This window comes from Shigella sonnei (genome assembly GCF_002950395.1).
Lineage (GTDB): Bacteria > Pseudomonadota > Gammaproteobacteria > Enterobacterales > Enterobacteriaceae > ECMA0423.
Map to the genome: position 1 here is coordinate 4,903,535 of NZ_CP026802.1, position 13,174 is coordinate 4,916,708.

The following is a 13,174-nucleotide window of genomic DNA, read 5'->3' on the forward strand; positions in this document are numbered from 1 at the left end:
GGCCTACACATGCGTCCCCGTAGGTCGGATAAGACGCGCCAGCGTCGCATCCGACATTTTAGGCACAGTAGCCCACCTACATCGGCAATGTTTTCAACAATCCAAATGCCTCTTTCATCCGATCCTCACTGACCACAAAGGCGCGAAGCTGGTCAGCATCGTCAACACCGCGAGCCACCATTCCCTGGCGTTCGGTATTAATTTGCCAGCGTAAATCCTGACGCTGGGTTTCGCCTGCCAGATGCAGCGGTAATTCCGGCGTTTTGATTTTCACCAGCATCGCCGGTAGTTTCAGCGGCGTGTTATTGCCGAGAAGATTTTTTGCCAGCACCATCGCGCTAAGTTGAATCGGCTGCAGGAATGGCAGTACCTGACCGTTGATTTCCGCGCAATCGCCCAGCGCATAAATATCGTCATTACTGGTTTGCAGATAACTATCGACGCAAACGCCGCGATTAATCGTCAGCCCGGCGCGTCGTGCCAGGGCTGTTTCCGGGCGCAGTCCGGTGGCGGCAATTACCGCATCCACTTCGATACTACGCTGGTGGTCCAGCGTTGCCAGAATGCCAGAATCCGTTTTTTCCAGCCCCTGCAACTGAGATTTCAACAGCAGATGAACGCCCATCTCCGTCAACCGATGCTGCAAGCGGCTGCTTACTTCTGGTGGCATTAATGACGCCAGAATACTGGCAGCGTTGTCGATTAGCGTGACCGCTTTGCCTGCACGACAAAAATCCATCGCCAGTTCGCTACCAATCAAACCACCGCCGACAATCAACACGCGTCGGGCATCCCGCAGTTGCGTTTCACAGGCGCGATACTCTTGCTGACTATTTAACGTCAGCATTAACTCACGCCCAGGCACTGGCGGGACAAAGGCACTGGCACCAGTTGCCAGCACCAGCTTGTCGTATTGCCACTGATTATTCTGGCTTTTCACCACATGGGCTTCGGCATCGATATCCGTCACCCAGGTGTGCGGAAACAGGTGCAGATTAAACTGCCCGGCAAATTCACCCGCCGTCTGGCGGGTAAGGTCGTCGGCACGTTGCCCCTGGCTGATAACATGGCTGAGGTCCGGTTTGTTGTACTCATCCATGCTGTCGGCGGCGATCAGGGTTAATGGAATACTGGCGTCCTGTTTGCGAATATTTTTCACCAGTTGGCGGGCGGCGAAGCCCGAACCAATGATCACAATGCCGTTGCTCATTTTGCCTCCGATGCCAGTTCGTCAAAGACGTCTTTGCCGAGAGAGCATTCCGGGCAGAGGAAGTTATCCGGAACTTCACTCCACGGCGTTCCTGGCGCAACGTCCTGCATTGGCTCGCCTTTTGCCGGATCGTAAATCCACTGGCAGACGCTGCACTGCATCCGTGGGCCGAGGTCGGACTTCGTGGTGGCAGAGGTTTCTTCTTTAACCACCGTATTCACCGTGCTCTGCGGCAGCGGCGCGAGCGCCCACTGACGGGCGATTTCGCGACCGTGTTCACGGCATAACTCCAGAGCGTCCTGGTCTGGTCGCCATTTGGCTTTCAGGCTAAGCGACATTTCGAAACCCGCATCCTGCAGGCGCGTGGAAAGACGATCCACCGCACCGCCGCTCCAGCCGTGAGAGCCGAAAGCACTGGCGCGTTTGTTACGGAAGCGTAATCCGGTCATCTCCTCCACCAGACCGGCGATTTTCGGCATCATCACGTTATTCATCGTCGAAGTGCCGACCAGCACGCCTTTTGAGCGGAAGACATTGGTCAGGATTTCGTTTTTATCGCTTCGGGCGACGTTGAAAATTTTCACCGCCACGCGTGGGTCGGTTTCCGCAATCCCCTGGGCGATAGCGTCAGCCATCATGCGGGTGTTATTCGACATGGTGTCGTAGAAAATGGTGATTCTGTCTTCCTGATAATCAGCCGCCCATTTCAGGTACAGCTCGACAATTTGCGTCGGGTTATCGCGCCATACCACGCCGTGAGAGGTCGCTATCATATCGACTGGTAAGTTAAAGCCCAGGATCTCGGTAATTTTCGGTGTTACCAGGCGGCTGAACGGCGTCAGGATATTGGCGTAGTAACGCTGGCACTGCTCGAAAAGCTCCGTCTGATCCACTTCATCGTTGAACAGATGCTCGTCGCAGTAGTGCTGACCGAAAGCATCGTTACTGAACAGCACCGCGTCGCCTGTCAGGTAAGTCATCATGCTGTCCGGCCAGTGCAGCATTGGCGTTTCGACAAAAATGAGCTGTTTGCCGTTGCCGATATCCAGCGTGTCACCAGTTTTCACCACATTAAAATTCCACTCCGGATGATGATGATGACCATTTATCGAGTCGATAGCGTTGGCAGTACAGTAAATCGGCGTATCGGGAATTTGCGCCATCAGTTCGGTCAGCGCCCCAGCGTGGTCCTCTTCTGCATGGTTAATCACGATGTAATCGATATCCGCCAGATCGATTTCATTACGCAGGTTCTGCACAAATTCGCGGCTGAATTTATGGTCGACGGTGTCGATCAGCACGTTTTTTTCTTCGCGGATGAGGTAGCTGTTGTAACTGCTGCCGCGTAGCGTTTTATATTCCGTACCGTGAAAATCACGCACTTCCCAGTCACGTTGACCAACCCAATGAATGTTATTTTTCACCACAATAGACATAGCAACCTCAATTTATTCAGCGTGTTCTAAAAAGATGTCTTGCTAATTGCAGATTACGTGCCAGTTTTTTATCTGATTGTTTTTACTCTATAAATAAAATTATGCTCATTAATGAGTAGTCAAAATGACTATCAATCAAATGGTCGATATGACAATATCTATAGTCAAATTGACAGTGAGGCAAAGATGAGTTTTTCCGTTGATGTGCTGGCGAATATCGCCATCGAATTGCAGCGTGGGATTGGTCATCAGGATCGTTTTCAGCGCCTGATCACCACGCTACGTCAGGTGCTGGAGTGCGATGCGTCTGCGTTGCTACGTTACGATTCGCGGCAGTTTATTCCGCTTGCCATCGACGGTCTGGCAAAGGATGTACTCGGTAGACGCTTTGCGCTGGAAGGGCATCCACGGCTGGAAGCGATTGCCCGCGCCGGGGATGTGGTGCGCTTTCCCGCAGACAGCGAATTGCCCGATCCCTATGACGGTTTGATTCCTGGGCAGGAGAGTCTGAAGGTTCACGCCTGCGTTGGTCTGCCATTGTTTGCCGGGCAAAACCTGATCGGCGCACTGACGCTCGACGGGATGCAGCCCGATCAGTTCGATGTTTTCAGCGACGAAGAGCTACGGCTGATTGCTGCGCTGGCGGCGGGAGCGTTAAGCAATGCGTTGCTGATTGAACAACTGGAAAGCCAGAATATGATGCCAGGCGATGCCACGCCGTTTGAAGCGGTGAAACAGACGCAGATGATTGGCTTGTCCCCTGGCATGACGCAACTGAAAAAAGAGATTGAGATTGTGGCGGCGTCCGATCTCAACGTCCTGATCAGCGGTGAGACGGGAACCGGTAAGGAGCTGGTGGCGAAAGCGATTCATGAAGCCTCGCCACGGGCGGTGAATCCGCTGGTCTATCTCAACTGTGCTGCACTGCCGGAAAGTGTGGCGGAAAGTGAGTTGTTCGGGCATGTGAAAGGAGCGTTTACTGGCGCTATCAGTAACCGCAGCGGGAAGTTTGAAATGGCGGATAACGGCACTCTGTTTCTGGATGAGATCGGCGAGTTGTCGTTGGCATTGCAGGCCAAGCTGCTGAGGGTGTTGCAGTATGGCGATATTCAGCGCGTTGGCGATGACCGTAGTTTGCGGGTCGATGTGCGCGTGCTGGCGGCGACTAACCGCGACTTACGCGAAGAGGTGATGGCAGGGCGATTTCGCGCTGACTTGTTTCATCGCCTGAGCGTGTTTCCACTTTCGGTGCCGCCGCTGCGTGAGCGGGGCGATGATGTCATTCTGCTGGCGGGGTATTTCTGCGAGCAGTGTCGTTTGCGGCTGGGGCTCTCCCGCGTGGTATTAAGTGCCGGAGCGCGAAATTTACTGCAACACTATCGTTTTCCGGGGAACGTGCGCGAACTGGAACATGCTATTCATCGGGCGGTAGTGCTGGCGAGAGCCACCCGCAACGGCGATGAAGTGATTCTTGAGGCGCAACATTTTGCTTTTCCTGAGGTGACGTTGCCGCCGCCAGAAGCGGCGGCGGTGCCCGTTGTTAAGCAAAACCTGCGTGAAGCGACAGAAGCGTTCCAGCGTGAAACTATTCGCCAGGCACTGGCACAAAATCATCATAACTGGGCTGCCTGCGCGCGGATGCTGGAAACCGACGTCGCCAACCTGCATCGGCTGGCGAAACGTCTGGGAATGAAGGATTAAATAATCCCGGCCTGATAGAAATCCTGCAGGTTAATTGCGCCGGTGAGTTTGCCGTTTTCATCCACCACCGGTGCGGCAGTGATTTTGCGCTTCATCAGGATCTCTTTGGCGTCGATGGCGCGACTTTGCGCCTGTAACGTGGTGCCGCCTGTCGTCATCGCTTCATTAACTGGCGTGGTGAGTGCGCCGCCGCCTACCAGCCAGCGACGTAAATCGCCGTCGGTAAAGACGCCTTGTACCTGTTGTTGAGCGTCACATACCGCCACCAGCCCCAGACCGGTGCGGCTGAGTTCCAGCATCGCATCCATCACGCTGGCGGTTAACGCCACCTGTGGGATGGCATCGTCACGGCGCATCAGATGATGCACTTTATTCAGCAAGCGAGCGCCCAGTGCCCCGGCTGGGTGGGAGCGGGCAAAATCTTCTTCATTAAATCCGCGCGCCTGCATGACCGCCATCGCCAGCGCGTCACCCATCATCAGGGTATTGACGGTGCTGGAGGTCGGCGCAAGGTGCATCGGGCAGGCTTCGCGTTCTACGGAGATATCCAGCACCGCTTTTGCCGCCAGGCCCAGCGGTGACGTCGGTTTGCCGGTCATCGCCAGCAGCGCGATAGATTTATCTTCCAGACGCGGAATAATCAGATCCAGTTCCTTCGCGCCACCGGAGTAAGAGATAAACAGCATCACATCGCGGCTTTCAATCATCCCCAGATCGCCGTGCAGTGCTTCTGCCGGATGGACAAAAAAAGCCGATGTGCCGGTACTGGCAAGTGTTGCGGCGATTTTCTTACCAATGTGGCCCGATTTGCCAATTCCCGAAACCACCACTTTGCCTTCGCAGTGCAGGATGATATTGGCGGCGCGAACAAAATCATCGCCCAGACGTTCCGGTAAACGGCTTGCTTCCTGCAACTCCAGCATTAACGTCTGACGTCCCGCGTTCAGTAGTGCTTCACTCATTGCTCTCTCCGGTTATGATCACATCGATCCCTTTCTCTTCCAGCGCCTGACGAAACGCCGGATCGATACCTGCGTCGGTAATCAGCTTATCGACGCTTTCAAGACTGCAAACTACGTTGGGGCTTTTACGGCCAAACTTTGATGAGTCCGCCATCAAAATCACTTCGCGCGCGGCATTGCACATTGCCTTACTGACGGTATAAACCTCGTTAAAGGTGGTTACGCCCGCATTGAGATCGATGCCGTCGGTGCCCATAAACAATTTATCGAAACTGAAATGTTCGAAGGCATTCTCTGCCAGCTGTCCGTGAAATGAGGCCGATTTTTTACGAAACGTTCCGCCTGGCATCAGGATAGTTTGTTCGTTATCCAGTTCAGATAGCGCATTGACGATATGCAGACTGTTGGTCATCACCGTGATGTTATTAAAGCGCGAGAGCAGGGGAACCATCTGCAAAACGGTACTGCCAGCATCAAGAATGATCGAATCGCCATCATGAATAAAACTAACGGCAGCTTCTGCTATCAGCTCTTTCTTGTGGGTGTTGATGAGTGTTTTATGATCGATAGGCGGATCGGATTCCTCTTTATTCAACACCACTCCGCCATAAGTACGAATGACGGTTCCTGCATGTTCCAGAATGACCAGATCTTTGCGAATGGTTGTGCCTGTGGTGTCAAAGTATTGCGCCAATTCTTCAACCGAGCATTTACCCTGCTTTTGCAGATACTCCAGAATGGCGGCCTGACGCTGACGAGGTTTCATGGGCGTGATTACCTGATTTAGGTTTCAAAATGATAACTTCGCAAGCAAGTAACATTCACAACGAAATTATCCACGTTTCAGTTTAAGCGCCAATGATAGAGCATTCTGTGATAGTGGATCATGGGGAAAGATCACATCGGGCTGTAAATCACCCGCATGCATACCGGTAATTGCGGGAATTTTTTGCGGTCGTGCGAAGACGGTCAGTCCTTTCATAAACAAGGTGTCGACGATGCGCTGCTGATCGTCCAGGGCGATGGCGACCACGACCCGTGGTTTAAAGCGCCCGCTGGAACGGCCCACGCCAACCCGCCCTTGCTGGCATAGTGTGTCGAAGGCACGGTTAAAACGAGAAATTTGCCAGCCGCCTAAGGCCAGTTGCGCACACCAGGCGATAACGGCGACGGTGATGAGTGCGGATACCATAACTTTTCCTTAATGTAGTGGCGGAAGTCCTGTATGCCTGATGAGCGTAGCGCATCAGGCATTCTATTAGTCTCACGGAGATCCTTAACGGATCTCCGCTGTTGATTAGAACATCACCTGACCGCCGGTGACATTGATCGACTGTCCGGTGCAGTACGACGCCTTAGGACTGGCATAGAGCAGCAGCATATTCAGCACATCCTGATAATCGCAGCCGCGTTTGAGCGGTACTTTGTCGATGTAATACTGCTCGACTTGATCCGGTTTGATACCCAGCTTGGTCGCGTATTGGGGTAACAGTGACTGGAACATAGGCGATTTCAGCAGGTTACCGAGCATCAGTGAATGCACCGTAATGCCGTACTCCGCCAGATCCAGCGCCAGTGATTGAGTCAGCCCGACGCCACCAAATTTCGCTGCGCTGTAGCCAGAGTTGTGTTTGCTGCCCACTTTGCCGGATTTCGAGTTGATCTGAATAATGCGACCCTGAATCCCGTCGCGGATCATCAAACGAGAAAATTCACGGGCACACAGGAAATAACCCACCAGATTCACGGTCAAAATCGCCGAGCTGGAAGTCGCTGATAAAGGCTGCTTTTGCTATTCCGGCGCTGTAGACCAGCAAATCCACGCGACCAAAGATTTCATCTACCCCACGAGAGAGCGCCAGGACGCTTTGCTCGCTGGTGGCGTCAGCACCAAAACTATACGCTGTTCCTTCACCATATTCGGCGTTAATTTCTTGTGCCACATTTGCGGCTTTGTCGCTCTGAATATCGACAACCGCGACGCGATACCCCTCGGCAGCCAGACCGTGGCACAGGAACGCGCCTAAGGTTTGCCCACCACCGATGACAACGGCAACCTGATTCATTTTTTACTCCTTAACAGATTCAAACTTCAAAACCGATCCCGGCGCGATATCGTCGGGTACAGGGCCTGCCACATGGACAGTGCCCGGAAATTCCGCTTCGTTTAAACCATCGAAGCGCAGGGTGACATGACCCAGTTCGCGAAGGTTGTCTTCCGCCACGCTGCCAACAGCGGTCACCGGATAGCGATGCTGCCCGAGCGTAAATTGCAAACCGGGATGGAGTGCACCTTTCAACTCGCCGTGGCAATGAATGAAGCAATACTCTTCGAGGTCCGCTGGCGCGCCTTCACGAAAGGTGATGAGCATCTGGTCGCTGAGGGCGTCAGTGGCACTCGCGCCGATACGGGTGATGGTGGTCTGATAAATAACGGTCATGTTTCAGCCTCTATTGATAGATAAAACCGGAGACAAACCAGGCGATCAGTACAGTCGGTGCGCCGGTTAAAAAGTGGCTCACCAGTACAGAAGGGACACCGACGCGAACCGTGTCCTGACGGGCTTCCGCCAGCGACAAACCGACCGGGATGAAGTCGCAGGCCGCCTGCGCGTTGATGGCAAACAGTGCCGGTAAAGCCAGATGCGGCGGAATATTGCCGAGACCAATCTGCACGCCAATCAATACGCCGATAACCTGTGCGATAACTGCGCCTGGGCCGAGGAAAGGTGAAAGCAGCGGGAAGGAGCAGATGAGCGCCAGCATGACCAGACCCAGTGGATGGCTCGCCAGCGGAGCAAGACCGTGGGCAATCCAGTCACCAAGGCCAGAAGCCATAATGATGCCAATGAGCGCCGAGACGAACGCCATAAACGGCAGAATGGTTTTTAATACAGTGTCGATGGTGTCACGACCAGATTGAAACAACACGGCAACGGCAGAACCCATACCCATTCCCACCTTCGCCAGTAAACCATCGCTTTGTTCGGTGATTTTCTTGCTGGTGTCATAGTCACGGCCCACGGAAGAGGGTTGTGGTGTCGCATCACCCACTACAGTGATGTTTTCTTCTTTTACGCCAGAGACATAAATATCTTCCACAATGTACTGCGCCAGCGGACTGGACTTGCCCGTCGAGTGGATATTAATGGTGGGAATACGTCGTTTCGGATAGATGCCGCAGCGTAATGTGCCGCCACAGTCGATTACCGCGACACCAATTTCCGCCTCCGCGGGTTCACCTTCTTTAAATCCGTCAATAGCCTGCCAGCCAGTAAGTTGTGCCAGTTTGTCAACAATCGCAGGCCGGGTACCGGCGGTGATATAGACGATTTTTTTGCCCGGCGTGGCTTCCAGCTCAAGCGGGCCGCCCCAGCCACCCGTTCCTTTTTCGATCCGAATACGCGTCATGATGTTGCTCCTGCCAGGTGAACTTTTTGTTCAAGTTGAATGCCCATCTTTTTCTCAAAAATGGCGGTGGTCAGATCGGTCACCCAGCCGCGAAAGAAGTTGGTGACCAGACCAACCAGCAGATAGCTCACCGCCAGTGGGCCAAGTGGCAGGTTCAGCGTTGTCAGACCGCTGGCAATGCCAAGATAAACAAACAGTTCGCCAGGGTTGATATGGGGAAAGAGGCCATTCATTGAGTGGCAGCTATAAGAGGCTGCCGCGTAGTAGCTGGGTTTGTACTTTTCCGGCATAAAGCGACCCAGGCTTAAGGTCATCGGATTGCAAAAGACAAACGTGCCAATGCACGGTAGCAGCAGGTAACGGGAAACAGGGTTACCGGCGCAACGTTGAGCAAAACGTTCAATACGATGCTGACCGATAAAATTAATCAGTGCGTTCATGATAACCAGCAGGCTAATCAACAGCGGAAGAATGCCGGTCACCATCCCGGTAAACACCTCTCCGCCCTTTTGGAACAGCCCGATAAACCACTCTGCACCATGAGTAATGGTTTCTATCATTGTTCTCTCCTTCAGGATTTATTGTTTTATTACCAAACGGCAACCTAATCTAATCAGATTGAAAGATTTAAAAGTGTTATTTTGATCGCAAAATGAAAGATAAATATTTTAATTTGAAAGTTTGAATAAAAGGATAGCGAGGGGAATGAGTTGAGTTATGTAAAGTCCGTATCGGGCAGTGACTACCGCTTCCTTGTGCGGGGCGTGATGCTTTACCATACTTGCCCCTGGTTGAATCTGTTAAATGGACCCCTCATGTTCAAGCGTCGTTATGTAACATTGCTTCCCCTTTTTGTGTTGCTTGCCGCCTGTAGCAGCAAGCCAAAACCTACTGAGACTGAAACGACCACCGGAACGCCGTCTGGCGGCTTCCTGCTTGAGCCTCAGCACAATGTGATGCAGATGGGCGGCGATTTCGCTAATAACCCGAATGCCCAGCAGTTCATCGACAGAATGGTGAACAAACACGGTTTCGATCGTCAGCAGTTGCAGGAAATTCTCTCCCAGGCGAAGCGTCTGGATTCGGTACTGCGGCTGATGGATAACCAGGCACCAACCACATCGGTGAAACCGCCATCAGGTCCGAACGGCGCATGGCTGCGTTATCGCAAAAAATTTATTACGCCGGACAACGTGCAGAACGGTGTGGTTTTCTGGAATCAGTATGAAGATGCGTTGAATCGCGCGTGGCAGGTGTATGGCGTACCGCCGGAAATTATCGTCGGGATTATCGGCGTTGAAACCCGCTGGGGGCGCGTGATGGGGAAAACTCGCATCCTCGATGCGCTGGCAACGCTGTCATTTAACTACCCACGCCGCGCGGAGTATTTCTCTGGCGAGCTGGAAACCTTCCTGTTGATGGCGCGCGACGAGCAGGACGATCCGCTCAATCTGAAAGGTTCCTTTGCCGGGGCGATGGGCTACGGACAGTTTATGCCGTCGTCTTACAAACAATATGCGGTAGATTTCAGCGGCGACGGGCATATCAACCTGTGGGATCCGGTTGATGCGATCGGTAGTGTGGCGAACTATTTCAAAGCGCACGGCTGGGTGAAAGGCGATCAGGTCGCGGTAATGGCAAACGGTCAGGCTCCAGGCTTGCCAAATGGCTTCAAAACCAGGTACAGCATTTCGCAGCTTGCCACGGCAGGTTTAACGCCACAGCAGCCGCTGGGCAACCATCAACAAGCCAGCCTGCTGCGTCTGGATGTCGGTACCGGTTACCAGTACTGGTACGGTCTGCCGAACTTCTACACCATTACCCGTTATAACCACAGCACCCATTACGCAATGGCGGTCTGGCAGTTAGGACAAGCCGTGGCGCTGGCGCGCGTGCAGTAACTATTTGCAAGAGGGGGGCGTGAGCTTCCCTCTGGCTAATCAGCTTTTTTCTGAATCCTCCTCGTAAAATTGCAACGCCAACACCATCTTCCTGACGAAAGTGCTATCTTGTCCGGCATAAATTTTTGACTGACTGAGGTTGTGATGACTGACAGTGAACTGATGCAGTTAAGCGAACAGGTTGGGCAGGCGCTGAAAGCCCGTGGCGCAACCGTAACAACTGCCGAGTCTTGTACCGGTGGTTGGGTAGCGAAAGTGATTACCGATATTGCCGGTAGCTCCGCCTGGTTTGAACGCGGATTTGTCACCTACAGTAACGAAGCCAAAGCGCAGATGATCGGCGTACGCGAAGAGACGCTGGCGCAGCATGGCGCGGTGAGTGAACCCGTCGTGGTGGAAATGGCGATAGGTGCACTGAAAGCGGCTCGTGCTGATTATGCCGTGTCTATTAGTGGTATCGCCGGGCCGGATGGCGGCAGTGAAGAGAAGCCTGTCGGCACCGTCTGGTTTGCTTTTGCCACTGCCCGCGGTGAAGGCATTACCCGGCGGGAATGCTTCAGCGGCGACCGTGATGCGGTGCGTCGTCAGGCTACTGCGTATGCATTGCAGACCTTGTGGCAACAATTTCTACAAAACACTTGATACTGTATGAGTATACAGTATAATTGCTTCAACAGAACATATTGACTATCCGGTATTACCCGGCATGACAGGAGTAAAAATGGCTATCGACGAAAACAAACAGAAAGCGTTGGCGGCAGCACTGGGCCAGATTGAGAAACAATTTGGTAAAGGCTCCATCATGCGCCTGGGTGAAGACCGTTCCATGGATGTGGAAACCATCTCTACCGGTTCGCTTTCACTGGATATCGCGCTTGGGGCAGGTGGTCTGCCGATGGGCCGTATCGTCGAAATCTACGGACCGGAATCTTCCGGTAAAACCACGCTGACGCTGCAGGTGATCGCCGCAGCGCAGCGTGAAGGTAAAACCTGTGCGTTTATCGATGCTGAACACGCGCTGGACCCAATCTACGCACGTAAACTGGGCGTCGATATCGATAACCTGCTGTGCTCCCAGCCGGACACCGGCGAGCAGGCACTGGAAATCTGTGACGCCCTGGCGCGTTCTGGCGCAGTAGACGTTATCGTCGTTGACTCCGTGGCGGCACTGACGCCGAAAGCGGAAATCGAAGGCGAAATCGGCGACTCTCACATGGGCCTTGCGGCACGTATGATGAGCCAGGCGATGCGTAAGCTGGCGGGTAACCTGAAGCAGTCCAACACGCTGCTGATCTTCATCAACCAGATCCGTATGAAAATTGGTGTGATGTTCGGTAACCCGGAAACCACTACCGGTGGTAACGCGCTGAAATTCTACGCCTCTGTTCGTCTCGACATCCGTCGTATCGGCGCGGTGAAAGAGGGCGAAAACGTGGTGGGTAGCGAAACCCGCGTGAAAGTGGTGAAGAACAAAATCGCTGCACCGTTTAAACAGGCTGAATTTCAGATCCTCTACGGCGAAGGTATCAACTTCTACGGCGAACTGGTTGACCTGGGCGTAAAAGAGAAGCTGATCGAGAAAGCAGGCGCGTGGTACAGCTACAAAGGTGAGAAGATCGGTCAGGGTAAAGCGAATGCAACTGCCTGGCTGAAAGATAACCCGGAAACCGCGAAAGAGATCGAGAAGAAAGTACGTGAGTTGCTGCTGAGCAACCCGAACTCAACGCCGGATTTCTCTGTAGATGACAGCGAAGGCGTAGCAGAAACTAACGAAGATTTTTAATCGTTCGTTATTGATGATAATAGATAATGTGTGCACGGACGGTCCCCTCGCCCCTTTGGGGAGAGGGTTAGGGTGAGGGGAACAGGCCAACACTGGCGTGAAAAATTACTCTCACCTCGATCCTCTAACGAATTGGCTGCACACTCATTGACTATTAAATCTGTTTATCAGCAAAACCTGGGTCGCATCTGCGGCCCTTTTGCTTTTTTAAGTTGTAAGGATATGCCATGACAGAATCAACATCCCGTCGCCCGGCATATGCTCGCCTGTTGGATCGTGCGGTACGCATTCTGGCGGTGCGCGATCACAGTGAGCAAGAACTGCGACGTAAACTCGCGGCACCGATTATGGGCAAAAATGGCCCAGAAGAGATTGATGCTACGGCAGAAGATTACGAGCGCGTTATTGCCTGGTGCCATGAACATGGCTATCTCGATGACAGCCGATTTGTTGCGCGCTTTATCGCCAGCCGTAGCCGCAAAGGTTATGGACCTGCACGTATTCGTCAGGAACTGAATCAGAAAGGTATTTCCCGCGAAGCGACAGAAAAAGCGATGCGTGAATGTGACATCGACTGGTGCGCACTGGTGCGCGATCAGGCGACGCGAAAATATGGTGAACCTTTGCCAACTGTCTTTTCAGAAAAAGTTAAGATCCAGCGTTTTCTGCTCTATCGTGGCTATCTGATGGAAGATATCCAGGATATTTGGCGAAATTTTGCCGACTGAACGCATACGGTATTTTACTTCCCACTCAAGAAAACTTATCTT

At 53.0% G+C, this 13,174-nt stretch carries 13 protein-coding genes and 1 pseudogene; 5 read left to right on the plus strand and 9 right to left on the minus strand.

All coding sequences use genetic code 11. The features are described 5' to 3' along the window. Positions 1-76: 76 nt before the first annotated feature. Both norW and norV read right to left on the minus strand, forming a co-directional pair. A complete protein-coding gene (norW, locus tag C1P89_RS25240; protein ID WP_000064724.1) occupies positions 77-1,210 on the minus strand; it encodes an NADH:flavorubredoxin reductase NorW in 1,134 nt (377 codons plus the stop codon). Continuing rightward, a complete protein-coding gene (gene norV / locus C1P89_RS25245) occupies positions 1,207-2,646 on the minus strand; it encodes an anaerobic nitric oxide reductase flavorubredoxin (protein ID WP_000029618.1) in 1,440 nt (479 codons plus the stop codon). Before norV ends, norW begins: the two co-directional genes overlap by 4 nt. Before the next feature lie 186 nt (positions 2,647-2,832). Between norV and norR the strand changes: the two genes are divergently transcribed. After that, entirely contained in the window at positions 2,833-4,347 is a 1,515-nt protein-coding gene (norR, locus tag C1P89_RS25250; protein ID WP_000010780.1) for a nitric oxide reductase transcriptional regulator NorR, read from the plus strand. Here norR and gutQ read toward each other — a convergent pair. The 7 genes and pseudogenes from gutQ to srlA form a co-directional block, all read right to left on the minus strand. After that, a complete protein-coding gene (gene gutQ, locus C1P89_RS25255; protein ID WP_001287439.1) occupies positions 4,344-5,309 on the minus strand; it encodes an arabinose-5-phosphate isomerase GutQ in 966 nt (321 codons plus the stop codon). The genes norR and gutQ overlap by 4 nt on opposite strands. Further along, entirely contained in the window at positions 5,302-6,075 is a 774-nt protein-coding gene (srlR, locus tag C1P89_RS25260) for a glucitol operon DNA-binding transcriptional repressor SrlR (protein ID WP_000804546.1), read from the minus strand. The genes gutQ and srlR overlap by 8 nt, the downstream gene beginning before the upstream one ends. A 66-nt stretch (positions 6,076-6,141) precedes the next feature. Then, positions 6,142-6,501, minus strand: coding sequence for a transcriptional regulator GutM (gene gutM / locus C1P89_RS25265; protein ID WP_000252908.1), 360 nt, complete (start codon positions 6,499-6,501; stop codon positions 6,142-6,144). Positions 6,502-6,606: 105 nt separating this feature from the next. Beyond that, a pseudogene (gene srlD, locus C1P89_RS25270) lies at positions 6,607-7,375 on the minus strand (sorbitol-6-phosphate dehydrogenase). Between the two features lie 3 nt (positions 7,376-7,378). Then, the gene (srlB, locus tag C1P89_RS25275; RefSeq protein ID WP_000216210.1) at positions 7,379-7,750 is read right to left on the minus strand and encodes a PTS glucitol/sorbitol transporter subunit IIA; all 372 of its coding nucleotides are present in this window, start codon (positions 7,748-7,750) and stop codon (positions 7,379-7,381) included. 10 nt (positions 7,751-7,760) lie between these two features. Then, positions 7,761-8,720 carry a PTS glucitol/sorbitol transporter subunit IIB gene (srlE, locus tag C1P89_RS25280; RefSeq protein WP_000196938.1) on the minus strand — a complete coding sequence of 320 codons (960 nt, stop codon included), beginning with the start codon at positions 8,718-8,720 and terminating at the stop codon, positions 7,761-7,763. Beyond that, positions 8,717-9,280, minus strand: coding sequence for a PTS glucitol/sorbitol transporter subunit IIC (srlA, locus tag C1P89_RS25285; protein WP_000573321.1), 564 nt, complete (start codon positions 9,278-9,280; stop codon positions 8,717-8,719). Before srlA ends, srlE begins: the two co-directional genes overlap by 4 nt. A gap of 255 nt (positions 9,281-9,535) precedes the next feature. Here srlA and mltB point away from each other — a divergent pair, with 255 nt between their 5' ends. The 4 genes from mltB to recX all read left to right on the plus strand — a co-directional run bounded on the left by mltB (position 9,536) and on the right by recX (position 13,132). Next, positions 9,536-10,621: a lytic murein transglycosylase B gene (mltB, locus tag C1P89_RS25290; protein WP_001396003.1), complete on the plus strand. Its 1,086-nt coding sequence runs from the start codon at positions 9,536-9,538 to the stop codon at positions 10,619-10,621. Between the two features lie 144 nt (positions 10,622-10,765). Next, positions 10,766-11,263, plus strand: coding sequence for a nicotinamide-nucleotide amidase (pncC, locus tag C1P89_RS25295; RefSeq protein WP_000132231.1), 498 nt, complete (start codon positions 10,766-10,768; stop codon positions 11,261-11,263). A gap of 79 nt (positions 11,264-11,342) precedes the next feature. Then, positions 11,343-12,404 (plus strand): recombinase RecA, encoded by a 1,062-nt coding sequence (gene recA, locus C1P89_RS25300; protein ID WP_000963143.1) that lies wholly within the window; start codon positions 11,343-11,345, stop codon positions 12,402-12,404. A gap of 227 nt (positions 12,405-12,631) precedes the next feature. Then, entirely contained in the window at positions 12,632-13,132 is a 501-nt protein-coding gene (recX, locus tag C1P89_RS25305; protein WP_000140511.1) for a recombination regulator RecX, read from the plus strand. The last annotated feature ends 42 nt before the right edge of the window (positions 13,133-13,174 follow it).